The organism is Pseudomonas rossensis (genome assembly GCF_039888995.1).
GTDB lineage: Bacteria > Pseudomonadota > Gammaproteobacteria > Pseudomonadales > Pseudomonadaceae > Aquipseudomonas > Aquipseudomonas rossensis.
Genome location: NZ_JBBWCB010000284.1, coordinates 1 through 1,996 on the forward strand (window position 1 = coordinate 1; position 1,996 = coordinate 1,996).

The 1,996-nt window shown below is 63.3% G+C and carries 2 protein-coding genes; both read right to left on the reverse strand.

All coding sequences use genetic code 11. From position 1 onward, the window contains the following. A partial coding sequence (locus WLY71_RS30425) for a chlorohydrolase family protein (protein ID WP_347806533.1) occupies positions 1 to 1,089 on the reverse strand: 1,089 nt, incomplete at its 3' end. Then, positions 1,086 to 1,996: amidohydrolase (locus tag WLY71_RS30430; RefSeq protein WP_347806534.1), on the reverse strand; the 911-nt coding region annotated here is incomplete at its 5' end. The genes WLY71_RS30430 and WLY71_RS30425, both read right to left, overlap by 4 nt.

Genomic DNA, 1,996 nt, shown 5'->3' on the forward strand with positions numbered 1-1,996 from the left:
GTACAAATCCAGGGTGCTGGTGAGCAAGTTCCCGCCCTCCATCAATCGCGCGATGTTGAGACCCTGGCGCATGTTTTCCAGCAAATCCGCCGGCCAGGTGTCGGTGCCCAAGGCGAAGTTGATGCCCTTGGCTCGATAGCGACCGAAAGCGTTCATCGCCTCGCCGTCACGGGCAAACACCACCGGGCAATGCACCAGGCTCGCGCCGCCATCCACCACGCGTTGCAGATCGTCATCGCCTGAGGTGTAGAGGCCGTGGGGCAGCAGACTGCGCGGGGTCAGCAGGTCCAGTTGCTGCAACCAGGTCAGGGGTGACACGCCGCGCAGTTGCTCGACCATCGCCACCTCACCGAGCCCCTGGCAGCAATGCAAACGCATCGGCGCGTTCAGTTCCAGGCTGAGCGCGGCGGTGCGTTGCAGCAGGGCCGGGGTGCAGGTCTGGATGCGGTCCGGCAGCAGCGCGCCGCGAATCAAACCCTCGTGTGCACCGTCGAAATCATGGAAAAACCTAACAGCGGCATCGAGCCCGGCCATGCCTCGCGCCTCATCCCAGTGATGCCCGAGGCTTCCATCGGCGCGCCAGTAACTCATGCCGCTCATGTAGCAGGGGCCGAGGTAAGTCCGCAGCCCCAACTCGGCAGCCACACCGGCCACCGCAGAAAACTCGTCGTAGGTTTCGGCCCACTCGCGGTAATACATCGAGGTGATCGGCATGGCGGTGGTGATGCCGTTGCGGATCAGCTGGGTGAAGGCGTAGCGGTATTTGAAGACTTGTTCATCCGCGGTGTAACTCTCCCGCGGGCCGCTCGCCAGATAGTCCTCGGACCACATCCGGCCCATGTCGCGTTCATCGCCGTTGTCCAGCGTCAGCACCGTCGAATCAAGATCCCCGAGTGCATCCAGATCGATGAAGCCCGGACCGATCAACGCGTTGCCGTAATCGAACCACTGATCCACCGGCCCCGGATAGTCGCGCCCGACAAACACGATGCGCGAACCTTCGAACACCACTTCGCCGTCGCGCCACAGCACGTGTTGCGTGCCGTCGAATCCGACCACGCAACTGGCTTTCAAAGCGATCCGTTTCACAAGCGACTTTCCAGCAGTCGGCCACCGGAAGCGATCAACTCACCGCCGCGATAAACCTGTCGCACCGGCCGCGACACCACCGCCTCGCCCAGCGTCTGCACCGGCATCAGCAAAAAGTCCGCCGGCTGGCCGATCTCTAACCCATAACCTTCACAACCCAACGCCTGAGCGCCATTCACCGTCGCGGCTTCGAACGCCGCCGCCAGTTCATCGTCCTTGTTCAAGTCGAAACGAAAGGCCAGCAGCATCGCCCGTTCCAGCATGTCGCCGTTGCCCATGGGCGACCAGGCGTCGCGAATGCCGTCCGAACCCAGGCACACGTTCACCCCGGTCTCGCGCAACGCAAGGAACGGCGGCACCGCGCAATCGGCTGGCGCCGAACTCATCAGGGAAATTCCCAAGGCCGCCAAACGCTCCGCCACTGGTTTGACCTGGCTCCACGGCAACATTCCAAGGCAGTACGCGTGGCTGATCATCACCCGACCCTGACGCCCGAAGCGTTCGGTGTAGTCGGCGATCAGTGCGATCTGCCACAGGCCCAGTTCGCCCTTGTCGTGCAGGTGAATGTCGACGCCACGCTCGAATTCGCTGGCCAGCTTAAACACGAAGTCGAGCTGGGCGATGGGGTCGTTGTCGATGCCGCACGGGTCGAGGCCGCCGACGTTTTCCACGCCCAGGGCCATGGCTTCGCGCATCAGTTCGGCGGTGCCGGGGCGGCTGATCAGGCCGGTTTGCGGGAACACCACCAGTTGCAGGTCGATCAGGTCGCGGTAACGTTCGCGCAGTTGCTGCATGGCCTCGATATGGCGCAGGCCGAAGTCCGGGTCGATATCGACGTGACAACGCATCGTCAGCGAGCCACGGGCGATGCAGTTTTCCAGCAGTGCGCCGGCGCGTTGAGCGATGG